The sequence below is a fragment of the Rhizobium sp. PAMB 3174 genome (assembly GCF_052908375.1).
On record NZ_CM128608.1, the window covers coordinates 177,512 to 203,347 of the forward strand.

24 protein-coding genes are annotated in these 25,836 nt (G+C 62.9%); 7 read left to right on the top strand and 17 right to left on the bottom strand.

Annotated features, from left to right (window positions below; translation table 11 throughout):
- Positions 1–51: 51 nt before the first annotated feature.
- On the top strand, positions 52–1,203 hold the full coding sequence (locus ACU5AY_RS00870; protein ID WP_446827624.1) for a class I SAM-dependent methyltransferase: 1,152 nt from the start codon (positions 52–54) through the stop codon (positions 1,201–1,203).
- Between the two features lie 3 nt (positions 1,204–1,206).
- Here ACU5AY_RS00870 and ACU5AY_RS00875 read toward each other — a convergent pair whose 3' ends face one another.
- Genes ACU5AY_RS00875 through ACU5AY_RS00885 form a run of 3 tightly spaced genes read right to left on the bottom strand, consistent with a single transcriptional unit; the run spans position 1,207 to position 3,574 of the window.
- A complete protein-coding gene (locus ACU5AY_RS00875; RefSeq protein ID WP_446827625.1) occupies positions 1,207–1,737 on the bottom strand; it encodes a hypothetical protein in 531 nt (176 codons plus the stop codon).
- Positions 1,734–2,759, bottom strand: coding sequence for an SAM-dependent methyltransferase (locus tag ACU5AY_RS00880; protein ID WP_446827626.1), 1,026 nt, complete (start codon positions 2,757–2,759; stop codon positions 1,734–1,736). The genes ACU5AY_RS00875 and ACU5AY_RS00880 overlap by 4 nt, the downstream gene beginning before the upstream one ends.
- Positions 2,756–3,574, bottom strand: a complete 819-nt coding sequence (locus ACU5AY_RS00885) for a DUF1295 domain-containing protein (RefSeq protein ID WP_446827627.1) — start codon at positions 3,572–3,574, stop codon at positions 2,756–2,758. Before ACU5AY_RS00885 ends, ACU5AY_RS00880 begins: the two co-directional genes overlap by 4 nt.
- A gap of 139 nt (positions 3,575–3,713) precedes the next feature.
- Here ACU5AY_RS00885 and ACU5AY_RS00890 point away from each other — a divergent pair, with 139 nt between their 5' ends.
- Positions 3,714–4,088 carry a DUF2147 domain-containing protein gene (locus ACU5AY_RS00890; protein WP_446827628.1) on the top strand — a complete coding sequence of 125 codons (375 nt, stop codon included), beginning with the start codon at positions 3,714–3,716 and terminating at the stop codon, positions 4,086–4,088.
- Positions 4,089–4,167: 79 nt separating this feature from the next.
- Here the strand turns inward: ACU5AY_RS00890 and ACU5AY_RS00895 are convergent, their stop codons facing one another.
- On the bottom strand, positions 4,168–5,202 hold the full coding sequence (locus tag ACU5AY_RS00895; RefSeq protein ID WP_446827629.1) for a glutamine synthetase beta-grasp domain-containing protein: 1,035 nt from the start codon (positions 5,200–5,202) through the stop codon (positions 4,168–4,170).
- Between the two features lie 423 nt (positions 5,203–5,625).
- Here ACU5AY_RS00895 and ACU5AY_RS00900 point away from each other — a divergent pair, with 423 nt between their 5' ends.
- Positions 5,626–5,832 (top strand): DUF2735 domain-containing protein, encoded by a 207-nt coding sequence (locus ACU5AY_RS00900; RefSeq protein WP_446822959.1) that lies wholly within the window; start codon positions 5,626–5,628, stop codon positions 5,830–5,832.
- A 130-nt stretch (positions 5,833–5,962) separates the two neighbouring features.
- Here the strand turns inward: ACU5AY_RS00900 and ACU5AY_RS00905 are convergent, their stop codons facing one another.
- The gene (locus ACU5AY_RS00905) at positions 5,963–6,790 is read right to left on the bottom strand and encodes a 3-keto-5-aminohexanoate cleavage protein (RefSeq protein ID WP_446827630.1); all 828 of its coding nucleotides are present in this window, start codon (positions 6,788–6,790) and stop codon (positions 5,963–5,965) included.
- A 79-nt stretch (positions 6,791–6,869) separates the two neighbouring features.
- On the opposite strand from ACU5AY_RS00905, the gene ACU5AY_RS00910 reads away from it, so the two are divergent.
- The 3 genes from ACU5AY_RS00910 to nagB all read left to right on the top strand — a co-directional run bounded on the left by ACU5AY_RS00910 (position 6,870) and on the right by nagB (position 10,415).
- Positions 6,870–8,192 (top strand): aspartate aminotransferase family protein, encoded by a 1,323-nt coding sequence (locus ACU5AY_RS00910; protein ID WP_446827631.1) that lies wholly within the window; start codon positions 6,870–6,872, stop codon positions 8,190–8,192.
- 93 nt (positions 8,193–8,285) lie between these two features.
- Positions 8,286–9,491, top strand: a complete 1,206-nt coding sequence (locus tag ACU5AY_RS00915; protein ID WP_446827632.1) for an ROK family transcriptional regulator — start codon at positions 8,286–8,288, stop codon at positions 9,489–9,491.
- A gap of 171 nt (positions 9,492–9,662) precedes the next feature.
- Positions 9,663–10,415, top strand: coding sequence for a glucosamine-6-phosphate deaminase (nagB, locus tag ACU5AY_RS00920; RefSeq protein WP_446827633.1), 753 nt, complete (start codon positions 9,663–9,665; stop codon positions 10,413–10,415).
- A 47-nt stretch (positions 10,416–10,462) separates the two neighbouring features.
- Here the strand turns inward: nagB and ACU5AY_RS00925 are convergent, their stop codons facing one another.
- From ACU5AY_RS00925 to ACU5AY_RS00970, 10 genes are all read right to left on the bottom strand, one after another.
- Positions 10,463–11,776 carry a branched-chain amino acid ABC transporter permease gene (locus ACU5AY_RS00925; protein WP_446827634.1) on the bottom strand — a complete coding sequence of 438 codons (1,314 nt, stop codon included), beginning with the start codon at positions 11,774–11,776 and terminating at the stop codon, positions 10,463–10,465.
- Positions 11,773–12,786, bottom strand: a complete 1,014-nt coding sequence (locus ACU5AY_RS00930) for a branched-chain amino acid ABC transporter permease (protein ID WP_446827635.1) — start codon at positions 12,784–12,786, stop codon at positions 11,773–11,775. The genes ACU5AY_RS00925 and ACU5AY_RS00930 overlap by 4 nt, the downstream gene beginning before the upstream one ends.
- Before the next feature lie 2 nt (positions 12,787–12,788).
- Positions 12,789–13,493 (bottom strand): ABC transporter ATP-binding protein, encoded by a 705-nt coding sequence (locus tag ACU5AY_RS00935; protein ID WP_446827636.1) that lies wholly within the window; start codon positions 13,491–13,493, stop codon positions 12,789–12,791.
- Positions 13,490–14,272 carry an ABC transporter ATP-binding protein gene (locus tag ACU5AY_RS00940; protein ID WP_446822966.1) on the bottom strand — a complete coding sequence of 261 codons (783 nt, stop codon included), beginning with the start codon at positions 14,270–14,272 and terminating at the stop codon, positions 13,490–13,492. Before ACU5AY_RS00940 ends, ACU5AY_RS00935 begins: the two co-directional genes overlap by 4 nt.
- Positions 14,273–14,335: 63 nt before the next feature.
- Positions 14,336–15,517, bottom strand: a complete 1,182-nt coding sequence (locus ACU5AY_RS00945) for an ABC transporter substrate-binding protein (protein WP_446827637.1) — start codon at positions 15,515–15,517, stop codon at positions 14,336–14,338.
- A gap of 278 nt (positions 15,518–15,795) precedes the next feature.
- Positions 15,796–17,415, bottom strand: coding sequence for a TRAP transporter large permease (locus ACU5AY_RS00950; protein WP_446827638.1), 1,620 nt, complete (start codon positions 17,413–17,415; stop codon positions 15,796–15,798).
- 4 nt (positions 17,416–17,419) lie between these two features.
- The gene (locus ACU5AY_RS00955; RefSeq protein WP_446827639.1) at positions 17,420–18,106 is read right to left on the bottom strand and encodes a TRAP transporter small permease; all 687 of its coding nucleotides are present in this window, start codon (positions 18,104–18,106) and stop codon (positions 17,420–17,422) included.
- Between the two features lie 82 nt (positions 18,107–18,188).
- Complete coding sequence (locus ACU5AY_RS00960) at positions 18,189–19,190, bottom strand: DctP family TRAP transporter solute-binding subunit (RefSeq protein WP_446827640.1); 1,002 nt, start codon at positions 19,188–19,190, stop codon at positions 18,189–18,191.
- A gap of 306 nt (positions 19,191–19,496) precedes the next feature.
- Complete coding sequence (locus ACU5AY_RS00965; protein ID WP_446827641.1) at positions 19,497–20,876, bottom strand: sigma-54-dependent transcriptional regulator; 1,380 nt, start codon at positions 20,874–20,876, stop codon at positions 19,497–19,499.
- Positions 20,877–20,879: 3 nt separating this feature from the next.
- Positions 20,880–22,625: a sensor histidine kinase gene (locus ACU5AY_RS00970; RefSeq protein WP_446827642.1), complete on the bottom strand. Its 1,746-nt coding sequence runs from the start codon at positions 22,623–22,625 to the stop codon at positions 20,880–20,882.
- A gap of 209 nt (positions 22,626–22,834) precedes the next feature.
- Between ACU5AY_RS00970 and ACU5AY_RS00975 the strand changes: the two genes are divergently transcribed.
- Positions 22,835–24,052, top strand: coding sequence for an argininosuccinate synthase (locus ACU5AY_RS00975; protein ID WP_446822973.1), 1,218 nt, complete (start codon positions 22,835–22,837; stop codon positions 24,050–24,052).
- Between the two features lie 51 nt (positions 24,053–24,103).
- Here the strand turns inward: ACU5AY_RS00975 and ACU5AY_RS00980 are convergent, their stop codons facing one another.
- The gene (locus ACU5AY_RS00980) at positions 24,104–25,345 is read right to left on the bottom strand and encodes a multidrug effflux MFS transporter (protein WP_446827643.1); all 1,242 of its coding nucleotides are present in this window, start codon (positions 25,343–25,345) and stop codon (positions 24,104–24,106) included.
- Complete coding sequence (locus ACU5AY_RS00985) at positions 25,345–25,827, bottom strand: MarR family winged helix-turn-helix transcriptional regulator (protein ID WP_446822975.1); 483 nt, start codon at positions 25,825–25,827, stop codon at positions 25,345–25,347. The genes ACU5AY_RS00980 and ACU5AY_RS00985 overlap by 1 nt, the downstream gene beginning before the upstream one ends.
- Positions 25,828–25,836: the final 9 nt, after the last annotated feature.

Here is a 25,836-nt window from a genome sequence, read left to right on the forward strand (position 1 = left end):
GCGGCAGCCGGATCGGTTCCGGCGGGCAGGCTCTCTCTATGGCAGAAAATCATGTGCAGGATGGTGGACCGGATCCAGGTGGGCAGCATCACGCTGCAGTTCCCGGGCGGGCGAAGCCACACGGTGGCGGGTGCGGAGCCGGGACCGGACGCGACCCTCTATTTGAAAAATCCGCGGCCGATCATTCGCCTGATGACATCCGGCGATCTCGGCTTCGCGAAATCCTACATCGACGGCGACTGGGACAGTCCGGATATCAGCGCGCTTCTCAATTTCGCGCTGCTGAACGAGAAGGCGCTGCGATCGGTGATCGCCGCGTCGGCCATCTGGGGCAAAGTCGCGCTGCTGCGCCATCGCCTGCGGCGGAACTCGAAACGCGGCAGCCGGCGCAACATCGCCTATCATTATGACCTCGGGAATGATTTCTACCGGCTGTGGCTGGACGAGACGATGACCTATTCGTCGGCGCTCTTCGAGGAGCCGCATTTGACGCTCTCCGAAGCGCAGACGGCGAAATATGCCCGTATCGTGCGCGAGCTGGAAATCGGCCCTGACGACCATGTGCTCGAGATCGGCTGCGGCTGGGGCGGCTTTGCCGAATATGCGATCCGCCAGACCGGCTGTCGGGTGACGGGACTGACGCTTTCCAAGGAACAGGCGGCCTTTGCCACGGACCGGCTCGACCGCGCCGGGCTTGGCGAGAAAAGCGATATCCGCATCGAGGACTACCGCGACTGTGGCGGCGAGTTCGACAAGATTGTTTCGATCGAGATGTTCGAGGCCGTCGGCGAGGAGAACTGGCCGGTCTATTTCTCGGCTGTCCGCGACCGCCTCAAGCCGGGCGGCAAGGCGATGATCCAGACGATCACCATCGACGACGAGCGCTTCGACGACTACCGGCGCAATGCCGATTACATCCAGACCTATATCTTCCCCGGTGGCATGCTGCCGTCGTTCGCAACATTCCGCAATGCCGCCGGAAATGCCGGGCTTGCGGTGAAGGACTGGCTTGGCTTCGGCAAGCATTATGCCCGCACGCTGTTGACCTGGGAGCAGGACTTCATCGCCCAGTGGGAGCGCATCCGGCCGATGGGTTTCGACGAACGCTTCAAGCGGATGTGGCGCTATTATCTCCACTATTGCGCCGCCGGTTTCCAGGCCGGCAGTATCAATGTGCTGCAGTTCAAGCTGGAGAAGGCCTGACGGTCAGGCCTTCGCTTGCCGCATGGGGAAGCGAAGGCCGATGAAGGCGAGCAGCGAAAACGCGCCGAAGACGTTCAGCGTGTAGAGCGTGTCTATGTCGCTGGCCGACAGCGAAAAGACCGGTGCGCCGTAGCGGCCGAAGAACACGGCGAACAGAGCGAAGACTGCGCCGATCAGGACGCGGGCCGTCCACTTCTCGGTCTCGTAGAAGGACAGGAATGCCAGCAGCAGGCAGGGGGCAAGGAACAGCCAGGCACCGCTCGCCTCGCCGAAGAACTTGGTGATCGCCAATGTGTCGAGCGTACCGGCCAGAACCATTCCTATTCGCGCGACGAACGGATTCTTCCGATAAAGATAGATGACGGCCGCGTAGAGCGGCAGGGACGCGGCGGTGACCAGCGACGCCTTGAAGGCGTCTTCCGCCAGCCACCAGACGTAGAGCGGATAGACCGGCTTGTTGAGGGCGATGACGACCGCGACCGAGCGGCTGGCGGCGCTGAGGCCGTCCAGCCCGGCCTTCGGTGCGCCGCTCATGCCGGCGTCAGCAGGTAGTGGGAGACGCCCCAGGTGGTGCCGCCATCGTGGCCGAACAGGCCGGCGGTCGCCAGGAAGAACAGGCGCCAGCGGCGGTGCCACAGATCGGCGTCCTTGCCGTATGTCTCTTCGAGGATCGCACGGACGGCGTCGTCATTGCGGTCATAATTTTCAAGCCAGTGCAGCGCCGTCTTCTCGTAATTGCGCCCGGACCAGCGCCACTCCTTCTCAACGGAATAGAGATCGGGAAAGCGCTTGATCAGGTCGTGGGCCGGCATGATGCCGCCGGTGAAGAAGTATTGCGCGATCCAGTCGGCCTTGTCGGTGTGGTCGAAACGGTAGGACCGATCCTTGTGGGTGAAGACGTGAATGAAGAGCTTGCCGTCCGGCTTCAGCCAGTCGCGTGTCTTCTCCAGCAGCGCCTGCCAGTTGGACATGTGCTCGAACATCTCGACCGAGACGATGCGGTCGAAACGGTCGGTCGCCTCGAACTCGGTCATGTTGGCGGTCTTTACGGTGAGGTTCGAGAGGCCGAGCCGTCGTGCTTCGTCCTCGATGAAGGCGCGCTGCGACGCGGAGTTCGAGACAGAGGTGATGCGGGCGTTCGGCATCCGCTCAGCCATGTAGAGCGAGAGCGAACCCCAGCCGCAGCCGAGTTCGAGAATGTGCTGGCCGTCATGGAGGTCTGCATGCGCCATGGTCTCGTCGAGCGCGGCGATCTCTGCCTCATCGAGCGTGGTTTCCTCTGTCGGATAGAGGCAGCAGGAGTATTTCTTGCGCGCGCCGAGCGCTTCCGCGAAGAAGGCGGCGGGCAGTTCGTAGTGCTGCTCGTTTGCCTCTTCGGTGTGAACGGCGATCGGAAAGCGCTTCATTTCCTCGGCGAAGTCTTGCTCGCTGATCGCCTCGGTGCGCGACAGCCGGCGCTTGGTGCGGCCGACCAGGAAGTCGACGCCGGCCGCGGTCAGCCAGTCGGGGACAGGGATGCGTTCAACGGCATTGATGGCATTGGCAATGATCGTCATCTTGCGATCTCCTCGGAGGCTGACGAGCGGCGGGGGCCGGGAAAGAAGGCGTTGACCTTCGACTGATAGATGCGGAAGCGCTCGCCGCGCGAGGCGAGCATATGGGCTTCGAGCGGCGGGATGCCGGAGACATGGACGAGCAGCCAGTACATGAGTATTGGAGCGAGAAGGGAAAGCAGCAGCGGCAGGCCGATGGCCGCATGACTGCCGAGCGCCATGACCGGCCAGGCGCACCAGAACAGCCATTCGAAGAAATAGTTGGGATGTCGCGACCAGCGCCAAAGTCCGACATCACAGATCGCCTTGCGGCCGGCATTGTCCTTGCGGAACTGTGCAAGCTGCCGGTCCGAGATCGCCTCGCCGGCGAGCGCCACCAGGGCGACGGCAGCCGCCAAGCCGTCGGTGATGGAGGGGAACGCGGCGTCGCCCGTCGCTGCCGCAAGGGCCGACAGAACGAGGATGAAGGCGGCTGCGGCCTGCGCCTGCAGGAACAGGAAGAGGCGGGATGATGCCTTGTCGCCCCATTCCTTGATCAGGGCTTCGTAGCGAGGGTCTTCGCTCGCACCGGCGCTGCGTCCGCCGATGTGCGTGGCAAGCCGTGCCGCCCAGAGAAGCACGAGCACGGCGGCCGTCCACTTGCGGCCGGTATCCCCGGTTGCCGCAAAAGCCAGAGCTGCGAGCGTTGCGATGCCGACGGATGCCGACCAGATGGTGTCGACCCAGCCGCTGTTACCGGTTCGCCGTTGGATGGCCCAGGCAAACGTCATGGCAGCGCAAAGGCCAACCGCAATCAGAAACAGCAGGGCGGACGTCATGGGTGTGGCACTCCTCTAAAACGGACACTTTCCAATACGCAGGAACAAGCTGGCCGGATTTCATCGCGTGGCGCGGCAAATGATCCGAAAGACGTTTTTCTGCGTATGACCGGATAGCTGTCAGATGAAGGAGGCCTTCATGCGCATGATATCGACCGCAGCATTGCTGCTTGCATTTCCCGCCGTGGCCGTGGAGGCCGGAGAAGGAGCGATCAACGGGCTTTGGGCCCGGGGCGACGGCAAGGCGCGTGTGAAGATCGAGAAATGTGGCGGCGATCTCTGTGCGGTCAATGTCTGGATTAAGCCGGGGACGAGCGGCGAGGCGGTCGGCGACCGCCTGGTCATGGATGTTGAGCCGGTTGCCGACGGCCGCTACGAGGGCCGCGCATCGGACCCTAAGCGGGGGCTGACCTACAACATCACCATCAATGCCGGCTCCAGCAGCATGACGACGCGGGGATGCGTCCTCGGCAAGCTGCTCTGCAAGTCGGTCAGCTGGTCGCGACTGCAATAGACGATCGGCAATCCTGCAAACGAAAACGGCGCCGGCAAAATTGCCGACGCCGTTCTTTTATGCCGGGTGTCTGTGCCGATCAGGCGGCAGCAGATGCCGATACCGGAACTTCCGAGATCGTCTTCAGAACCTGGGAAGCGATCGCATAGGGGTCGCCCTGGGAGTTCGGACGGCGGTCTTCAAGGTAGCCCTTGTAGCCGTTGTTGACGAAGGAGTGCGGAACGCGGATCGAGGCGCCACGGTCGGCAACGCCGTAGGAGAACTTGTTCCACGGAGCCGTTTCGTGCTTGCCGGTCAGGCGCATGTGGTTGTCCGGACCGTAAACGGCGATGTGGTCTTCAAGGTTCTTTTCGAACTGCGCCATGAGGGCTTCGAAGTATTCCTTGCCGCCAACTTCGCGCATGTACTTGGTCGAGAAGTTGCAGTGCATGCCCGAGCCGTTCCAGTCGGTGTCACCGAGCGGCTTGCAATGCCATTCGATGTCGATGCCGTACTTTTCGCACAGACGGAGCAGGAGGTAGCGAGCCATCCAGATCTGGTCGGCGGCCTTCTTGGAGCCCTTGCCGAAAACCTGGAATTCCCACTGACCCTTGGCCACTTCGGCGTTGATGCCTTCGTGGTTGATGCCGGCTGCGAGGCACAGGTCGAGGTGCTCTTCAACGATTTCGCGAGCGATCGAACCAACGTTCTTATAGCCGACGCCGGTGTAGTACGGACCCTGCGGAGCCGGGTAGCCGGCTTCCGGGAAGCCGAGCGGGCGACCGTTTTCGTAGAAGAAGTATTCCTGTTCGAAACCGAACCATGCGTCTTCATCGTCGAGGATCGAAGCGCGGGTGTTGGTCGGATGCGGGGTGACGCCATCAGGCATCATGACTTCGCACATCACGAGTACACCATTGGTGCGGGCCGGGTCGGGGTAAACGGCGACCGGCTTCAGCACGCAATCCGAGCTGCGGCCTTCGGCCTGTTCCGTCGACGAGCCGTCGAAGCCCCAGAGCGGCAGTTCGCCGAGAGAGGGGAACGTGTCGAATTCCTTGATCTGCGTCTTGCCGCGAAGGTTCGGTACCGGCTTGTACCCGTCGAGCCAGATGTACTCGAGCTTATACTTTGTCATTGCGAATCTCTCTTTAGGTTCTCGTTGCGTTTCAGCAAACCCCGAAATGTGACGGGCCTCCAGCTGACGCGCGGGCGCAGCCGGTGGGTACAGAAATAGAAGCATAATGCGTGCCAATTCGAATTCCCCGGCGCGCCTGCGGGTGTGATTCGAGGCTGCTGCGACATTTTGGCGTGTATGAGCGGGATCTTATGGCAGGGTTGGCGCGTTTCATCTCCGTCAGCCCTGATCCAGCAAGCTGGCGGATAGTCATTCCGTGCGAAAAATGTTCCTGATTGCCGCGACTGATCGATACCTGGCTGACTTTCGCTCAGAGAGATCGCAGTTTGTGATTATTTTTTTTGCAATTGGAACAAAAATTGTGCAATCTGTTTGCGTGTGGCTCCAAAACTAGTGCGCTGGATCAATCAGAAAGGCGATACGATGGCTACAGGTACATATAGAGAGACGGCGAAGATTATCGAATTTCCCCGTAACGGCCGCAAGCCGGCCGGCGGATACAAGGAATTCGGAGCCGTGACAGAGACGGCAGCGATGCAGCCGTCGCCAGCCGTATGTGATGCGGCGTTCGGCGGCAGCTGGTATCACGAGGAAGCGCTTCGCGAAGCGGAAGACGCGCTCAAGCATTGAGGCGCAATGATCGTCCATCGGCCGGGCATTCAGCCCGGCGCGGGAGGGGTTTGCCCGATTTTGCGTGGCCGGCGGAGGCCAAAACAGATTTTGTATGAAGAAGCGCCGGTAGGCGCTTTTTTGTTGCCTGCTACCAGCCCAGGGGGCGCCAGGCAGAAGCGTCGCCGAGCTTGAGCCCTGCCGCGGCCGTTGCGGCTGCGGTTGCCGCGACGATCTCGGCGTTCGATCCGGCAACGCCGCCGCCCGGAAGCCAGAGGTTGTTTTCAAATCCGACGCGCATGTGTCCGCCGAGAAGGGCCGCCGTCGTCACGCAGCCCGTTTCGCGCGGACCGAAGGCGCAGACGCTCCAGTGACCGAAGGACGGCAGGCCGGGTGCGAGGAAGGGCAGAAGATCCGCGGGTTCGGACATCTGCTTTTCCGTATAGCGGCCGAGCACGTAGAGGACCGGAATGTCTTCGGCGGGGATGAGACCGCGGCGCATCATGTCCGAAAGCCGGGCGGCTTCCTCGGGCGTGTAGAGGATGATCTGCGGAACGACATGCTCTGCCTTCATCCAGGACAGCAGCTCTGCGAAGGCCTTCTCCTCGCTCTCGTCAGGCACCAGTTCGCGCAGCGCCAGCGACGCGGATTGCGGCCTGACCTCCCGCACGACGGCGCGCTGCGCCTCGGGCGCATACTGGCCGAGCGCTTCGGAGGTGATCTGGACGACCATGCGATCGCCGGTTTCCGCCTTTATGGCCGCTGTTGCCCGCAGATAGGCGCCGGCATCCAGCAGATGTGTGCCGTCCGGCGTGCGGACATGCACATGGATCATTGCCGCGCCGGCCTCAAGGCATTCGGCGGCCGTCCGTGCGAGCTCCGCGGCGGTCAGCGGGACGGCGGGATGATCCGCCTTCGTCTTGCGCCCGCCATTCGGTGCGACGGCGATAGTGGCCAGGTTTCGTTCGCTGTCTGTCATTTCCGATCTTGCCAAAATCCGGTCGATGCCCGCACAGTCGTAGACACATTCTCCTGTCGTGCAACCGGGAAAATCTGCCGTGACCCATCTTCTGCATCGCGCCGCCAATGCCGTCATGCCGGTCGCCACCGGCAGCAGGGGCGTGGAAATCTTCGATCGTGATGGAAAGGCCTATATCGACGCCTCCGGGGGTGCTGCGGTGTCCTGTCTCGGTCACGGCCATCCGGACGTGGTGGCCGCGCTGCATGAGCAGCTCGACCGGCTCGCCTATGCACATACAGGCTTTTTTACCTCCGAGCCGGCGGAGGCGCTTGCCGATCATCTCGTCGCACATGCGCCCAAGGGGCTCGATCGCGTCTATCTCGTCAGCGGCGGGTCGGAGGCGGTGGAGGCGGCGCTGAAGATGGCGCGGCAGTATTTCGTCGAGACGGGCGAGCCGCAGCGCCGGCATGTGATCGCACGGCAACAAAGCTATCACGGCAACACACTCGGCGCGCTCGCTGCTGGCGGCAATGCGTGGCGCCGGGCACAGTTCAGTCCGCTCCTGATCGAGACGCATCATATTGCTCCTTGTTATGCCTATCGTCATCAGATCGAGGGAGAAAGCGAGGAGGCATACGGCCTGCGCGCGGCGCAGGAACTGGAGGACAAGATCCTCGAGCTTGGCGAAGGTTCTGTGATCGCCTTCGTCGCCGAGACGGTGGTTGGCGCGACGGCCGGCGCGGTGCCGGCGGCGCCCGGCTATTTCCGGCGTGTCCGCGAGATCTGCGACCGTTACGGCGTGCTCCTGATTCTCGACGAGGTGATGTGCGGCATGGGGCGGACCGGAACGCTGCATGCCTGCGAGCAGGAGGGTGTTTCACCCGACCTGATGACCATCGCCAAGGGGCTCGGCGGCGGATACCAGCCGATCGGCGCGGTCCTGCTCAGCGGCAAAATCTTCGACGCATTCGCCAATGGCTCCGGCTTCTTCCAGCATGGTCACACCTATATGGGGCATCCGATGGCGGCGGCTGCGGCGCTCGCCGTGCAGCAGGTGATCCAGCGGGACGGGTTGCTGGGCAACGTCGTCGATATGGGAGAGCGTTTGCGGGCTTCGCTGCAGGAGCGCTTCGGGCAGAACCCGCATGTCGGCGACATCCGCGGCCGCGGACTTTTCCAGGCCATCGAGCTCGTGGCCGATCGCGATACCAAGGCGCCCTTCGATCCGGCGCTCAAATTGCACGCCCGCATCAAGCGCGAAGCGATGGCGCGCGGGCTGATGGTCTACCCCATGGGCGGTACCATCGACGGCGTGTTCGGCGACCATGTTCTGCTGGCGCCACCCTTCATCGTGACGGAAGAGAATGTCGAGGCCATCGTCATGCGGCTCGGCGAGGCCGTGGATGCCGCCATCGGCTGAGCGGCGGGCTTGCGTCGCGGGATTTCCCTCCATAAAAGATTCAGTCAGGACAATCGCGCGGAGTGTTCAAGTGGCTGAGGGAGCGGGCAGACGATGAGGATCAGTGACAGCCAGCCACCTGTCCTCCGCCAGTTTTCCGTTCGCGCCGTCATCGATGTGCTGTTGCACCAGGGGCCGACCTCGCGCGCCGACCTCGCCAAGATCACCGGGTTGTCCAAGCAGACCATGTCCGAGGTTATCCGGGCGCTCGAAGAGGGCGGCTGGGTGAGGGTGCGCGGCAAGACCGGCGGTCACGTCGGGCGCCGGGCCGTCACCTATGAGATCGATCCGGATGCGGGCTACGTTGCCGGCATCGATTTCGGCGTGTCGTCGCTTCGTGCCGTGCTGGCCGACCTTTCGGGACGGGTCCTCGTGGAGGTCGCCGAGCAGGCGACGCCCCGCCCGCCGGAAGAGCCGTTGTCACAACTGCACCTCATGCTGCAAGGCCTGATCCGCAAGGCGGAGCTGGCGCCGGAGAAGCTGTTGTTTGCGGCCGTTGCCATGCCGGGCGTCATCGATCCGGACAGTGGCCGGCTGGCGCTTGCGCCAAACCTCGAAGACATGAGTGGCTTCGACATCGCCGGAGCGCTGTCCGAGCGGCTCGGCTGTGACGTTGCCGTCGAGAACGACATCAATGCCGGCGCGCTCGGCGAGGCCTGGCTCGGCGAGGCCGATCGCGGCGGGACGTTTGCCTTCGTCTCGCTTGGCGCCGGTGTCGGCCTCGGCCTGCTGGTCAATGGCAAGCTGATGCGCGGGTCCAGCGGTGCTGCCGGCGAAATCGGCTTCCTGCCATTCGGTGCGGATCCGACCGCGCCCGAAAGCCTGAAGCGTGGGACGCTGGAAAGCGCGCTCGGCACCAAGGCGATCCTGGAGGCCTATGTGCGGGAGGGTGGCTCTCCCTTCGCGACCGTCGCCAATCTCTTCGAGCAGGCGCGCGCCGGACAGAAGGCCGCGGTCTCGATCGTCGGCCAGGTCGCCGATCTCGCTGCACTCACCATCGTCGCGGTGTCGGCCTTCGCCGATCCCGGAAAGATCGTCGTCGGCGGGCCGATCGGGCGCCAGCCAATCCTGCTTCCGCTGATCCGCGAGAGCCTGAAAAAGGTCACGGCGCGCAAGCCGTTGATCGAGGCCAGCCGGCTCGGCGAGCGGGCGATCCTCATGGGGGCAATGGCGATCGCCCTGCAGCAGACACACAACCTGCTGTTCTCGCCCCATTCCCTGCCGACCGACATCAATCTTCCCGCTCCGCCACGCGGATAATTGTTGCAAACGGCTTCGCCGCCTATTGCGAAAGATTTTGCCGCCTCATATATTCGTCATCTTGACGAACTAATATTGTATTCGAACGGTTATTTGACGGGAGCGGCCGGCGTTGGCGTGATCCTCCGCCGTCAATCTGCGAACTCAAACGACCCCGAGCCACAGAGGCCCATGTACACAGTTTTCGAAAACAGCAGGGATGCTGCGCAGGCGTTGGCCGATCTGATCATCGCCCGTATCAATGAAAAGCCGTCCATCGTGCTCGGTCTCGCGACCGGCGCGACGATGGAGCCGGTCTATGCGGCGCTGATCGAAGCGCACAAGGCCGGCCGGGTGAGCTTTGCCGGCGTGACGAGCTTCAATCTCGACGAGTATGAGGGGCTTTCGCCGCGCCATTCGGGATCCTACAGGGCCACCATGGATCACCTGCTGTTCGACCATGTCGATATCGACAAGGCGAGGACGCACCTGCCGGATGGCATGACGGATGATCCCGAGCATGAGGGTGAGCGCTACGAGCGGCTGATTGCGGAGGCGGGCGGTGTCGATCTGCAGCTTCTCGGCATCGGGCGCAACGGGCATATCGGTTTCAACGAGCCCGGTTCGGCCTTTTCCTCCAGGACGCGGCTTGTGGTGCTCGAAGAGGAAACGCTGGAGGCCAATGCCGGTTTCTTCTCCGACCGCAGCGTGCCCGAGCGCGCGCTGACCATGGGGATCGCCACCATTCTCGATGCCCGCGAGATCGCCGTTCTGGCAACCGGCGCCGCCAAGGCGGACGCCGTGGCGCGCGCGCTGTTTTCGGAGCCGGACGCTGATTGCCCGGCTTCCGCGTTGAAGGTGCACGACAATGTGCGGTGGTTCCTCGATCGCGCGGCCTCCGCCGAACTGCCGGACGTCGATGTCCGGCTTCGGGCAGCCGACTGACAATCTGAACAAGGAAAGCAGCCGGCAGGAGCCGGCTACCTCTTCGCCTATCGGCGTTCGGGGATCAGTCCGTTCGGCCGGAAGCGCATGACAAGCAGCAGAAGCAGGCCCATCATCACCAGGCGCATCTGCTGGGCATTGTCCGTCAGATGCTGGCGGATGGAGCTGTCCGGGCCGAGGTTCGCGGTCAGGTGCTCCAGCAGCCAGACGCCGAAGGGTTCGGCTTCCATCCAGAAGAACAGGATGAGGAAGCCGCCAAGGACGGAGCCCCAGTTGTTACCGGACCCGCCGGCAATCACCATCACCCAGATGAGGAAAGTGAAGCGCAGCGGCTGGTATGAGCCGGGCGTGAACTGGCCGTCCATCGTCGTCAGCATCGCGCCGGCAAGACCGATGACGGCGGAGCCGAGGATGAAGACCTTCAGGTGAATGCGCTTGACGTCCTTGCCCATGGCTTCGGCGGCAACCTCGTTGTCGCGTACGGCGCGCATGGTGCGGCCCCACGGCGATTTGAGAGCGGTTTCCGCAAGCAGGAGCAGGACGGCGATCACGGCAAGGAACAGGCCGCCATAGCAGAGCTTGACGAAGATCGAGGCGAAGTCGGCGATCGGCATGTTCACCTTGTCGGCGAGATCGATAAACCACTGCGCGCCGCGCAAATCCACTTCATAGGGGACCGGACGGGGAAGACCGACAACGTTTTTCACGCCGCGGGTCAGCCAGTCCTCGTTGCGCATGATGGTCACGAGGATTTCGGAAATGCCGAGCGTGGCGATCGCGAGATAGTCCTCGCGCAGACCGAGGGCCACCTTGCCGATGACCCAGGCCGCGCCGGCGGCCAGCAGCGCACCGCCGATCCAGGAAAACAGGATCGGCATGCCGAGACCGCCGAGATAGCCCGTGGCCGACGGGTTGACGGCTTCGATGGCGCTGACGGCGGGATCGTAGAAATAACGCGAGCCGAAATAGCCGATGGCAATCACGACTGCGGTCGCGAAGGCGCGGAAGCGGCGGTTCTCGCGGCCGATCGCCTTGCGGACATAGACCGTCGCGGCAATGGTCGCGAGCAGCGCGACGCCGGCAAACAGAATGCCGGTGCCGCCGGCCGTCCAGGCTTCCATGACCGGGCTGGAGGCGACGAAGACCGCAGCGACGCCTCCAAGCGCGGCAAAGCCCATGACGCCGAAGTTGATGAGGCCGGCATAGCCCCACTGGATGTTGACGCCCAGCGACATGATCGCCGAGATGAGGCAGAGGTTGAGGATGTAGAGCGCCGAATTCCAGCTGTGCAGGTAGGCATCACCCGCCAGAAGCAGGAACATGAGCGCGAAGAGCGCGACGTTGCGCAGTGCGGAACTCATGACGACCTCCCGCCGAAGATGCCGGATGGCTTAATCAGCAGCACCAGCACGAGAATGATGAAGGAAACGGCGAACTTGTATTCCGTCGACAGCAGTTGGACGAGCCCGTCGGGCGCCCAGCTTTCCGGAACGAGATAGGTCAGCACCTTCTTGTAGGAGTAGGTGACGGCGACTTCCGAAAAGGCGACGATGAAGCCGCCGGCAATGGCGCCGAGCGGATTGCCAAAGCCGCCGACGATGGCGGCGGCGAAGATCGGCAGCAGTAACTGCTGGAAGACGAAGGGCTTGTAGCTCTTGTCGAGGCCGTACAGCGTGCCGGCGATGGTCGCGAGTGCTGCGGCGATCACCCAGGCGAAGGTCACGACGCGTTCCGGATTGATGCCGGAGAGCAGCGCCAGGTCCTCGTTGTCGGAGAAGGCGCGCATCGACTTGCCGGTGCGGGTGCGTTCCAGGAACCAGAAGAGCAGGATCACGCAGATGATCGCGGTCACCAGAGTAATGACCTGAGAGGCACGGATCGCCAGGCCTTCCTGCAGCCCGGTCCAGGCCTTGAATTCGCCGGCGGTGATGAGGAAGCGTGCGCCGTCGGCAAAATTCTGGTCGTCCGGTCCAATAATGAAGCGGATCAGGCCGGCCATGAGGAACATCACGCCGATGGAGACGATCATGAAGATGACGTTGTGCGAGCGCTGGCGGCGATAATAACGGTAGACCAGACGGTCTGTCGCGAGCGTCATCGCGGCGGCGCCGATGATGCCGATCGGCAAGGCGAGGAGGGCGGTCGCCAGCGGTGCGATGCTGACGCCGGCCGACTGCAGCGCCCAGGTAACGAGCACGGTGAGCATGGCGCCGAAGGACATGAGTTCGCCGTGGGCGAAGTTCGAGAAGCGCAGGATGGCAAAGACCAGCGTCGCGCCGAGCGCGCCGAGCGCCAGCTGGCAACCATAGGCGGTCGCCGGTACGATGATGTAGTTGGTCAGGACGACGAGGGCGTTCAGAAGGTTTTCCATGATCAGCCCCCGAGGAATGTCTTGCGGACTTCGTCGTCGGCGATCAGCGCCGGCCCGGTGTCCGTGAAGCGGTTTTCGCCCTGGACCAGGACGTAGCCCTTGTCGGCGATTTCGAGTGCCTGCTTGGCGTTCTGCTCGACCATCAGGATGGCGATGCCGGTCTTGGCGATCTCGATGATGCGGTCGAAGAGTTCGTCCATGACAATGGGTGACACGCCCGCCGTCGGCTCGTCGAGCATCAGGACTTTCGGGTTGGTCATCAGCGCGCGGCCGACGGCGACCTGCTGGCGCTGTCCGCCGGAGAGTTCGCCAGCGAGCTGGCGACGCTTTTCCTTCAGGATCGGGAAGAGGTCGTAGATCTGCTCCATCGTGGTGGAAATCTCGTCTTCACGAATGAAGCCGCCCATCTCCAGGTTTTCCTCGACCGTCATGGAGGTGAAGATGTTGCGGACCTGCGGCACGAAGCTCATGCCCTTGGCGACGCGCGCCTGCGGCGCGAGATTGGTCACGTCCTCGCCGTCGAACATGACCTTGCCGGTCCGAAGCTTCAGCATGCCGAAGACCGCCTTCATGGCGGTCGACTTGCCGGCGCCGTTCGGCCCGACGATGACGGCGATTTCGCCCTTTTCCACGCCGATGGTACAGTTGTGCAGGATGTCTGCACCGCCGTAACCGCCGGTCATGCTTTCCCCGATCAAAAAGCTCATATTCTTTCTTTTGGTTTGTTCTTCAGGCCTGTGCCAAGGTAGGCCTCGATGACTTCTTCGTTGGATTTGATTTCGTCCGGCGAACCGGTTGCCAATACCGCGCCTTCGGCCATCACGATCACCGGATCGCAGAGACGCGAGATGAAGTCCATGTCGTGTTCGATCATGCAGAAGGTATAGCCGCGTTCGCGGTTGAGCCTGAGGATCGCGTCGCCGATCTCGTAGAGCAGCGTGCGGTTGACGCCGGCGCCGACCTCGTCGAGGAAGACGATCTTCGGATCGACCATCATGGTGCGGCCGAGCTCGAGAAGCTTCTTCTGGCCGCCGGAGAGATTGCCGGCGCGCTCGTCGGCGACGTGGCTCAGCTTCAGGAAGTCGATGACCTCGTCCGCCTTTTCGCGGACTTCGCGGTCGGCGGCCCTGACGGCGCCGGGCCGGAACCAGACATTCATCAGCTTCTCGCCGGGCCGTCCGGGCGGAACCATCATCAGGTTCTCGCGAACGCTCAGCGAAGAAAATTCATGGGCGATCTGGAAGGTTCTCAGCAGTCCCTTGCCGAAGAGTTCATGCGGCTCGAGGCCGGTGATGTCCTCACCATCGAGAAGCACGCGTCCGGAAGTCGGCTTGTGCAGTCCGGCGATCACGTTGAACAGCGTGGTCTTGCCGGCACCGTTCGGGCCGATCAGGCCGGTGATGGATCCCGTCTTGATGGTGAGTGAGACCTTGTTGACGGCGAGCAATCCGCCGAAACGCTTTTCGATCTGTTCAACGACGATCATGCAAACAAAAGTCCTTCAACGGAAACCGCCCGGAAGGTCCGGGCGGTCCCCTCAATCAGAAAATCAGCGATAGCCGACGGTAACGATCTTTCCGCCTTCGATCTTGATCTCGCGGAACTTGCCGGCGCTTTCGCCGCCGCCGATCAGCTCGACGTCGGACGCGCCGACATAGTCGATGTCCCCGCCGTCAGCAAGGATTTTGAGGCCCTTGGCGAGTTCGCCGGGAAGAATCTTCTCGCCCGGTGCGTTGGCGACATCCATGACCTTTTCCTTCAGCTTGGCGCTGTCGGGCGAACCGGCGGCCTGCATGGCGAGCATGATCAGGGCAGCGGCATCATAGGCTTCTGCGCCATACGGGCCGACCTTGCCGCCGGCACCTTCGATCGCCTTGGCGTAGAGCTCGGCGCCGTTTGAATCCGTGCCGGGACGCTCGCCGTAGGAACCGTCGAGAGCCGGGCCGATCGCGGCCGGAAGGCTGTCGCCGATCATGCCGTCGGGCAGTACGAAGGTTTCGAAGGCACCGGCGTCGAGTGCGCCCTGGATGATGCCCTTGCCGCCCTGGTCGAGATAGCCGACCACAATCAGCACGTCGCCGCCGGCAGAAGCCAGCGCGCCGACTTCGGCCGAATAGTCGCCCTTGCCGTCGTCATGCGGCGCGGAGATGGTGATCTTGCCGCCCTTGGCTTCGAAGCTGGATTTGATGGCGTCGGCAAGGCCCTTGCCGTAGTCGTTGTTGGTGTAGGTCAGCGCCGCGGACTTCACGCCGTGATCGGAGAGAATGTCGGCGAGGATTTCGCCCTGGCGGGCGTCGGACGGCGCGGTGCGGAAGAAGAGGCCGTTGTCCTCGACGGAAGACAGAGCCGGCGAGGTCGCAGACGGCGAGATCATCACGACGCCGTTGGCGAGCGCGACGTTCTGGAGAACGGCGGTCGTGGCGCCGGAGCACATGGCGCCGACGATGGCGTTGACCTTGTCGGAGGTGACGAGCCGCTCGGCTGCAGCCGTTGCCGCACCAGCGTCGACGCAGGTGGAATCGCCGCGGACCGGAGTTACCTTCGAGCCGTTCAGCAGCGCGCCGCTGTCGGAGACTTCTTTCATGGCGAGTTCCGCGCCGGCGGCAATGTCCGGGGCAAGCGATTCCAGCGGGCCGGTAAAGCCCATCAGGACGCCGAGCTTGATATCTTCGGCCTTGGCCGGCAATGCCAGCATTGTCGTTGCTGCGAGGACCGCAAACATCCGTTTCATAGGTTCACCCTTTTTGATGTCCAGAAGTGTTCTTGTGTATCCGGGCGGAAAATCGCCCGTGTTGATCCCGTGCGTGCACAGGCAGGATTTCATCGCCCTTGATCAAGTCGTTCCCCCTGCGCAACTGCCCGTTTCACCGGATTTCCCCATGGGAAAGCCTGTTTCCCGCGCGCACATGCGGACAATGCACCCCCGAATGGCTGGAATCAAGAATAAATTGTCCAAATGGAAAACGGGCGGCGGATGGCTCCGCCGCCCGTTTTTGTCACTGCTGACGGCTACTGGTTGACGATCTCAGGCCCCATCAGACTGTAGGGAAGCCAGGTGGAAAGCGCCGGGACATAGGTGACCAGAACCAGGAAGAGCAGCAGCACGCCGACGAAGGGCATGGCCGCCTTGACAACCTGGACGAGGCTCATGCCGGTGATGCCGGACGTGACGAACAGGTTGAGCCCAATCGGCGGCGTGATCATGCCGATTTCCATGTTCACCACCATGATGATGCCGAGATGGATCGGATCGACGCCGAGCTGCATGGCGATCGGGAAGACCACCGGTGCCACGATCAGGAGCAGGCCGGAGGGTTCCATGAACTGGCCGCCAAGCAGCAGCAGCAGGTTGATCGCGATCAGGAAGGTGAACCAGTTGAAGCCGTAGGACAGCATCAGCTGTGTCAGCGTATCCGGAATGCGTTCTGCCGTCAGCACATGGGCGAACAGCAGCGCGTTGACGATGATGAACATCAGCATCACGGTCGTGCGCGATGCGTCGATCAGCACCTTGCGGGTTTCCTGGTGGAAGATCGCCGGAACGGCCTGCCTGGCCATGGCGCCGAGGTTGCGGCTCCAGATCGGCAGGCTGGCGGCGAGGTAGCTCGGGATATGCGCCGGATTGCTGCCCGGGTCGCGCCAGATGGTGTAGGCGACCAGGATTACGAGCGAGATGATCCCGCCGACCCAAAGGCGGTCCATCGCAGTGATGTTCGGCCAGTCGGCCGTTGCGAAGTAGGACAGCACCATGAAGACGAACAGGAAGGAGACGGCGTAGACCAGAGCCTTGAAGCCGAGCACCGCCTTGCGGCTGTCGGTTTCCCGGATCCAGACGATGTCCTTCATCGGCCCCATGTCGCGATAGATGAAGATGGCGACGAGGAAGGAATAGACGGCTGCGACGGCGGCGGCTTCGGTCGGCGTGAAGACACCGCCATAGATGCCGCCGATGATGATGACGATCAGGAACAGGCCGAAGCCGGCTTCCTTGCCGCCCTGCAGGATTTCGCCGAAGCCGCGCCATTCCCCTGCCGGCAATCCCTTGCGGCGGGCGATGATGTAGATCGCGCCCATCAGCATGAGGCCGGCGACGATGCCCGGCACGACGCCGGCGAGGAACAGGCGCCCGACCGAGACGTTGGTCGCGGCGGCATAGACCACCATGACGATCGACGGCGGGATGAGGATGCCGAGCGTGCCGGCATTGGCGATGATGCCGGCGGCGAACTCCTTCGAATAGCCGACCTGGCGCATGCCGGCGATGGCGATGGTGCCGATTGCGACCACGGTTGCCGGCGACGAACCGGACAGCGCGGCAAACAGCATGCAGGCCAGAACCGAGGCGATGGCCAGGCCGCCGCGCAAATGCCCGACGCTGGCAATGGCGAAGTGGATGATGCGTTTCGCCACCCCGCCTGTCGACATGAAGGCGGAGGCGAGGACGAAGAAGGGGATCGCCAGAAGCGTGTAGTTCTGCGAGGCGTCCATCATCTGCACGGTGACCGACGACATCGAATCCCGCGAGAAGAAGGCGGTGATGAGGATCGAGGAGAGGCCGAGAGAAATGGCGACTGGGACGCCGAGGAACAGAAACGTCAGGACGAGGATAAACAGGATCAGAGGTTCCATGACGTCAGTCCTTCAATACGTCTTTGTGCTCGGCGACGAGGTCTTCCGCCTCGTGGCCGGCGATCATCAGTTCCCGCTCGCCGCGTGCGATCTGCACGAGGGCCTGGGCGGAGCGCAGGCCGAACAGGGCGAGACCGACGGGCATGATCAGATAGGCTGACCAGCGCGGCAGGCGCTCCTTGATGCCGAGAGCGTCGACCATGATCTGCGGCCATTTCATCTCGTCGAGGCCGGCACCGGTGCGGTAGATGGTCGACCAGTAAAGGACGGCGCCGCCCTTGGTGTTGGTGCCGAGCACCTGCATCCAGGCGGAGCCCAGCAGGATTGCGGTATAGAGAATGCAGGCGAGGGCGCCGAAGATGGCGACCGCCCTGAACAGCGGAGCGGGGAACATGCGCACGAAGGCGTCGACCCCGAGATGGGTGCCGGTGCGCACGCCGTAGCTCATGCCGAAGAGGATCAGCCAGGCAAACAGGATGCGCTGGAATTCAAGCGCGCCGCTCCAGCCGGAATTGAAGCCGTAACGCGCGATCACCTGGGTAAAGGCGACGAGCGTGATGACGGCCAGCAGCAGGGCGAGCGTGTTTTCCTCGAACCGTGCCAGTCCCTCGGGATAACGGCGGTCGAGAATGAAGTAGACGACGACCAGGACGACAAGAAGCACCCATGGCCCGTACGGCAGGAATGACATTGGATCCCCTCCAGTGCAGTTTTTGAAAAGCCCGGCCGCAACAAGAGCGGCCGGGCTGTAATCGACACGTCAGCGGTGCGGATTACTTGTTGTTCGAAGCGACCGCGGCTTCGATCATGTCCTTGCCGACATCGCCTTCGAACTGATCCCAGACGGGCTTCATCGTGGCGACCCATTCCTTGCGCTGTTCAGGCGAAAGTTCGCGAACGGTGGCGCCGGCCTTGATCATGTCTTCCTTGCAGGTCTTTTCCTTGCCGGCGATGGAATTGTTGAACTCGTCGGTGACCTCGTCGAGGATCTTCATGAACTGGTCGCGAACGTCCGGCTCAAGACCGTCGAGCCAGTCCTTGGACGTGACCACCAGATAGCCGAGGAGGCCGTGGTTGGTCTCGGTCACGCCGTCCTGCACTTCGTAGAACTTCTGGGTGTAGATGTTGCACCAGGAGTTCTCCTGACCGTCGACGACGCCGGTCTGCAGGGCACCGTAGACTTCCTTGAAGGCAAGCTTCTGGGCGGATGCGCCCAAGGCTTCGATCATCGCCTGGGCGACGTCGGACGGCTGGATGCGGAACTTCAGGCCATTTGCGTCTGTCGGAACGAGCAGCGGCTTCTTGGCAGAGAACTGCTTGATGCCCGAAGCCCAGAAGTGCAGGCCGGTGAAGCCGACGTCGTCGACCGCGTGCAGGAGCTGATTGGCCGCGTCGGAGTGGTAGAAGCGGTTGACGGAGGCCAGGTCGTCGAACAGGAAGGGAAGGTCGAACAGGCGATACTTCTTGGTGTAGGCCTCGAACTTGGAGAGCGACGGCGCGGCGAGCTGGACGTCGCCGAGCAGCATGGCTTCCTTGACCTTGTCGTCGTCGAACAGCGTCGAGTTCGGGAAGACCTCCATGCAGGCCTTGCCGTTCATTTCCTTGTTCACGCGCTCCGCCAGCATCTTGGCCGCGACGCCCTTCGGATGGCTTTCCGCCACGTCATGGGCGAATTTGATGACGATCTCTCCAGAATCGCAATCATCGGCGAGTGCGGTGTTGGCGCCGGCTGCCAGCGTGAAAAGGCAAACGCCTGCGAGAAGCAGTTTCTTCATTCTGTAAGTCCTCCACTTTGGGCCCCCACGGCCCATGAAATCGGAATGATCCGGCTTGTTGCCGGATGCCGGGAAGACGTTGGGAGGAAACAGGGCCAAGGGTCCGCTTTCGCGGACACGGCGGCCGAAACATCCTCCCAATGTTCGCGGCGCTAATAGTGTAGCAATCCGCGTGCCAACCAGATCGGTGAATATATTATTCAATAAAATTAGGTACTTGATATGCGGACTCGTCTGGCGTCCGCCGAAGATGTATCCGGTGTGGGTAGCTGGCTACACGCCCGCTACGGCGCGTTGTGTCGCGTTCTACCCATTGAGGCTTTCGCCGCTTCCCTCGGTTCCGCTGATGCCGAGCCGCTTCATCTTATCGTAGAGACCCTTGCGGGAAATCTGCAGCGCTTCGTAGGTCGGTTTCATGGCGCCGTTGTTGCGGGCAAGTTCGGCTTCGATGACAGAGCGCTCGTAGCGGTCGAGGAGATCGGCAAGCGATCCCTCCGATGCATTCGAGGCTGTTTGCGGCTCTTCGCTCTCGCTGTAGAAGCCATTCCACATGCCGAGAACGAAACGGTCGGCATAGTTGCGCAGTTCACGCACATTGCCCGGCCATTCATAGGTCATCAGCTGCAGTTCGAGCCCGGCGTCGAGGTGCGGGATTTCGCGGCGGAAGCGGGCGCGAGCCTGCCGGGCCAGATGAAAGAAGAGCAGCGGGATGTCCTCGCGCCGGTTGCGCAGCGGCGGGATGGACAAGGTGACGACGTTCAGGCGGAAATAGAGGTCGGCGCGGAAGTTGCCCTGGTTGCTTGCCTGGCCAAGATCGGACTTGGTTGCCGCGACGAAGCGAATATCGAGCGGGATCGGCTTGTTCGATCCCAGCCGCTCTATGGTTCGCGTCTCGATGGCGCGCAGCAACTTGGCCTGCAGGTCGAGCGGCATGGATTCGATCTCGTCGAGAAAGATCGTGCCGCCATGGGCATGTTCCAGCTTGCCGATGCGCTGCTTCTGGGCGCCAGTGAAAGCGCCGGCCTCATGGCCGAACAGTTCCGCCTCGATGATGTCCGAAGGCAGGGCGGCGCAGTTGATGGCGACGAAATGGCCCTTGCTGCGGGTCGAGAAGTCGTGCAGGGCGCGGGCCACCACCTCCTTGCCGGCACCGGTCTCGCCGAGGATCAGCACGTCGACATCGGTATCGGCCAGCATGACGATCTGCTCGCGCAGCCGCTTGATGCCGGGCGTGCGGCCGACCAGCCGCTCGGACAGTTCGTCGCGTTCGTTCAGCTCCGAGCGCAGCGTGCGGTTTTCGAGAACCAGGCGGCGCTTTTCGAGGGCCCGCTCGATGACGGTGTAGAGGCGCGAGACCTGGAAGGGCTTCTCGATGAAGTCATAGGCGCCGGCGCGCATTGCATCGACGGCCATCTGCACGTCGCCGTGTCCGGTGATCAGGATGACCGGCATGGTCGGATCGATGGCAAGCGCCGCCTTCAAGAGTTCGAGACCGTCGACGTCCGGCATGCGGATATCGCTGACGATCACGCAATAGGCGTCGTGGGCGATCGCCGACAGAAGCGATTCCGCCGTGTCATGGACGGCGACCGGCAGTCCCTCGAGCTCAAGGCCCTGGGCGAGCGCATCGCGCAGGTCGTCATCGTCGTCGACGAGGTGGACTGTGGGCGTTACCGATTCCGTCATGCTTTATTCGGCTGCTTTTTGCTGTTGGTCGGCGGCAACGAGATGGACGGCAAAGGCGCAACCGCCGTTTGCCGATTCCTGCAACTCGATGCGGCCGCCGAAGTCATGGACGATATTGTAGGCGATGGAAAGCCCCATGCCGACGCCTTCGCCGGCCTGCTTGGTGGTGAAGAACGGATCGAAGACGGAGGCGCGAAGCTCCTCCGGAATGCCGGGTCCGTTGTCGGCGACGATAACGGTGGCGAAGCCGTCCTGGCTTCCCGCCGTGACGGTGATGCGGCTGTCCTTCTGGCCGGACAGGGCATCGATCGAATTGGAAATGAGGTTGACGATGACCTGTGAGAGCCGGACCCGGCCCCCCATGACGGTGTAGTCCCGCAGCTTCGGGTCGACCGTCAGCATCACGCCGGCCTTGCGCGCCCTCGGCTTGACGAGGATCAGCGCCTCGTCGACCACCGAGCCGAGATTGACGGCGCTGATGGTGGTGCCGGGCTTGCGGGAGAAGGAGAGCAGCGTCGAGGAGAGCTCCGCCATGCGGTCGACCATGGCGCCGATGCGGCCGAGATTGGTGGTCGCCTGTTCGAGCTTGCCGGCGGCAATCATGCGGTGTGTGTTGTCGGCATAGGTCTTCAGCGCGGCAAGCGGCTGGTTCAATTCGTGGCTGAGTGCGGCCGACATCTGGCCGATGACGGCGAGCTTGCCGGTCTGGACGAGTTCGGCTTGCGTCTTCTTCAGCTTGTCCTCGGTCGCGCGCCTTTCGTCGATCTCGCGGGAAAGCTCGCGGTTCGTGACGCTGAGCGCCCTGGTGCGGTCGCGGACGGTGCGTTCCAGCCTCAGTGCCGTGGCCCGATCGCGGCGCAACTGCAGGATCGTGCGCTCCCGCCGCATGATCCAGAAGAAGATCATCATGGCGCAGACCAGGCAGGCCATGGCGGCAAGTGCCGCGCCCCACAGGCCGGCGGCTTCGACCGGGCGCATGTCGCCGAGCACGTGCAGGCGCCAGTCGAGCAGCGGCAGGTCGCGCACCATGTCCAGATGCGACACCGCCTCACGCCCCAGCCGGTAGATCATGGTGCCGGACGTTTCATTCGAAACCGCCTCGACCGATTTCAGGCGCCATTCCGGACGGTTGGCGATCAGGATCGTGCCGTTGCGGTCGCTGATGTAGATCGGACTGGTCAGCAGGGACCACGTGGCCTCGATGCGCTCGAAATCGACGTAGACGGTCACGAGGCCGAGCGTCTCTCCGCCGCGGCGGACAGCGGCGGCGAAGGCGTAGGCGCGGGTGTTGTTGTCCGGCGAAATGACGGTGCGGCCCAAGCGGCCCTGCAGCGCGGCACCGAAAAGCTGGTTCAGGCCGGCGTCGCTGTGATCGAAGATGTGGCGTGCCGAAGCCAGCATCCGTCCGTCCGGCCAGAAGAAGGCGACGTCGCGGGCGCCGGAGAGGCCGGCGGCTTCCTCGGCCTTGAAGGCCGCCATTGCCGGATGACCGCCGGCGCGGAAGAGCGAGGCGATATCGTTCTGCCGCGCAAGCAGTGGCGGGAGGACCCGGTATTTCTCGAACATGCCGGCCAGCACTTCCGTCTGTATCGACAGCGTCTCCATCGCCTGCTGGCGGATCGTCACCATGGCCCTGTCACGCCAGTAGTCGGATGCGACGGTGATGGCGCCCAGCGACAGAATGACAATGCCGACGAGCAGGCCGAACCGGATGGCCCGGAACCGGCGACGCAACTTCCTCCCGCTCATTCTGCCGGACATCGGCTCCCCATGCATTTCTCTCGTCCCGGCGAGCTTATAGAAAATGACCGGCGGCAGAAAGTCCCGGTCCGGCATATGCCTCGGGACCGTTGCCGGATAAGCTGCCGACGACCCTTGCGCCTGCCGATAAACTCGCTAAAAGTGCGCCAAATTCAACAGAAGGGCGGTCCCGCCCGCGTTCGAAGTGGATCAGTCACATGGCATCGCATAAAGACGTGAAGAAAGTCGTCCTCGCCTATTCCGGCGGTCTCGACACCTCGATCATCCTGAAATGGCTTCAGACCGAACTCGGTGCAGAAGTCGTGACCTTCACCGCCGACCTCGGCCAGGGCGAAGAACTCGAGCCGGCGCGCAAGAAGGCCGAAATGCTCGGTATCAAGGAGATCTTCATCGAGGACGTCCGCGAGGAGTTCGTTCGTGACTTCGTCTTCCCGATGTTCCGCGCCAATGCCGTCTACGAAGGCGTCTACCTGCTTGGCACGTCGATTGCCCGCCCGCTGATCTCCAAGCACCTGATCGAGATCGCCAAGAAGACCGGCGCCGACGCCATCGCCCATGGCGCGACCGGCAAGGGTAACGACCAGGTTCGCTTCGAGCTTTCGGCCTACGCGCTGAATCCCGACATCAAGATCATCGCACCGTGGCGCGACTGGTCGTTCAAGAGCCGCACCGATCTGCTCGACTTCGCCGAGAAGCACCAGATCCCCGTTGCCAAGGACAAGAAGGGCGAGGCTCCGTTCTCCGTCGACGCCAACCTGCTGCACTCCTCGTCCGAGGGCAAGGTTCTGGAAGATCCCTCTCAGGAAGCCCCCGAATACGTGCACATGCGCACCATTTCGCCGGAAGCCGCTCCCGACAAGGCGACGGTCATCAAGATCGGCTTCAAGAAGGGCGATGCGGTGTCCATCAACGGCGTCGCCATGTCGCCCGCTACCCTGCTCAAGGCGCTGAACGACTATGGCCGCGACAACGGCATCGGCCGTCTCGACCTCGTCGAGAACCGCTTTGTCGGCATGAAGTCGCGCGGTGTCTACGAGACCCCCGGCGGTACCATCCTGCTGGCCGCCCACCGGGCCATGGAATCGATCACGCTCGACCGTGGCGCCGCTCATCTCAAGGACGAGCTGATGCCGCGCTATGCCGAACTGATCTATTACGGCTTCTGGTTCTCGCCGGAGCGCGAAATGCTGCAGGCCGCGATCGACCGCAGCCAGGAGCATGTCGAAGGCGAAGTGACGCTGAAGCTCTACAAGGGCAATGTCATGGTTACCGGCCGCGAGAGCGAGAAGTCGCTCTATTCCGACAAGTTGGTCACCTTCGAGGACGACCAGGGCGCCTACGACCAGAAGGATGCCGCCGGCTTCATCAAGCTCAACGCGCTGCGCCTGCGCACCCTCGCCAAGCGCGACCGGTAAGTCCGGCATTCAAATGTTTTGATGGATGACGGGGGCTTCGGCCCCCGTTTTTCATTCCGCAGGCTGTTTGCCGTTCTGCAACGGCGCGACAAGGCTGCTTTTGCGCACGGCGCGCAGATACACGAGGTAGCTCGCCAGGCAGATCACGCTCATTCCCGGCACCACGGTCATGAAGGCGAGCAAGGGCACGCCGATGATCGCCGCCGCCAGCCCGCAGGCAAAGCCTGTTCCCATCTGCAGGAAGCCCATCACCGCCGACGCCGAACCCGCCGTCTGATGGAATGGCACAAGAGCGGCGGTCGTCATGTGCGGCATGACGAAGGAAATGCCGAAAGCGTAGAGGCCGACGGGCATCATGATGGAGAGATAGGACGGCGGCAGGAAGCGGGCGGACAGGAACGCCGCCAGCCCGCCGGCGAACACGAACAGTAGACCCGGGATGACCAGCTGTTCGGCGCTCCATTTGCGCAGCAGCAGGCGGAAGAGGACCGAGCCGAAGAAATACATACCCGTCTGCATCAGCATGCCGATGCCGAACTGGAATTCCGTCAGGCCGACATCCTTGACGAGAACGAAGGGCAGGATGGTCGCCAGCGTGTAGAGTGCGCCGACGGCGAAGGAGAGCGTCAGCGCGGCCGAGACGAACTGCGTGTCGGTGAAGATGCGCCGGTATGTCCTCAGCAGGGGCCCCGGCTTCAGCCTCGTGATGTCCGGGACAGTCGTCTCCTGCATCAGGAAGTAGACGACGCCGACGGCCGTCAGGCCGAAGCCGACCATGATATAGAAGATCGCCTGCCAGCCGGAAATTTCCAGGAGAACACCGCCGATGGTCGGCGCCATCGCCGGCCCGATCGCCAGCATGATGTTGATCATGTTCATGATGCGCGACGATTGCGCGCCGGTGAACTGGTCACGCACGATGGCGCGAGATGTCGTCAGGCCGATCGAGGCGCCAATGCCCTGGACGAGCCGGCCCGCCAGCAGCATGCCAACCGTCGGCGCCAGCGCCGACATGACGCTGCCGATGAAATAGATGGACAGGAAAAGGATCGCCGAACGGCGGCGGCCGAGCGCATCGGAGGCAGGTCCGCACAGAAGCTGCGTCAGCGCAAAGCCGGCGAAGTAGAGCGAGAGGGTCAGTTTGACGGCGGCGGGCGAGGTGTGAAACGCATCCACCAGAACCGGCATGGCCGGGGTGTAGAGCGACATGGACATGGGGCCGATGGTGATCAGCAGCGCCCCGATCATGCTGGTCCGGCTTTCGCTCATGCGGCCGGGAACGGACAGACTCATTACGCCTTTTCTTTTTCTTCCTGTGCTGCCGGCTCGTCACCGAAGACCAGCGACTGGTTGTCGCGCATCTTGATCAGCGCCTGGCGAACGAGTTCCCGGGATTCCGCATCCACGCCCTGCTGCAGCTTGTCGACCACATCCTTTGCGAGATACCGGACCTTGCTGACCATCGCCGCTGCATCGTCTGTCGCGTAGATCAGTTTCGCGCGGCGGTCCGTTTCATCGGGGGTGCGGCTGATGAGGTCCAGCTTTTCAAGGCGGTCGAGATAGGCGCACAGCGTCATCGGCTCGATGCCCATCCTTTCCGCAATCGCCGTCTGGCGGAATCCGCCACAGGTGGATGCGTGCAACAGAGCTCGCGCTTCGCCTGGTGTTATCCCCAATCCGGCTTCGTTGATGCGCTTTTCAAACGCCGACCGGATGATGCGGGCGACATCGTTGATCAGGAACCCAACGGAATTGGGATCAGCCTTCATGGGCATTTTGCATTC